Origin of the sequence: Vibrio sp. 10N.222.55.B11 (assembly GCF_041473705.1) — a bacterium.
Taxonomy (GTDB): Bacteria; Pseudomonadota; Gammaproteobacteria; order Enterobacterales; family Vibrionaceae; genus Vibrio; species Vibrio crassostreae_C.
On record NZ_JBFRST010000109.1, the window covers coordinates 1 to 290 of the forward strand.

The window sequence follows — 290 nt, forward strand, 5'->3', positions numbered from 1 at the left end:
AACTCTTCAGTGCGTGTGTAGTATTGCCATTGCTCTTTCGCCTCGGCAATATCTTCCGGTTGGTAAGCGGTCATTAGGCGTTGGACGTCTGGTTGGTTTAATCCTATGTCTTTTTCCAAATAATTCTGGAAGCCTTGAATAGAATTGGCCGTAAAGCTGGCACTGCCAGAGTCTAGGCGCGTTTGAGTATTCGAGAGGGCGTTCAAGTCCGATTGGCTTTGCAATGCACTTGCACCAAGAGACTTGGTGTTGCTGGCGTTAATCGCAAAATCATGCGCAAACTGCTCAAC

The 290-nt window shown here is 47.6% G+C and carries 1 pseudogene; it reads right to left on the reverse strand.

The features are described 5' to 3' along the window. Positions 1–290, reverse strand: a pseudogene (locus tag AB4503_RS25015) (conjugal transfer protein TraG); the annotation flags it as partial.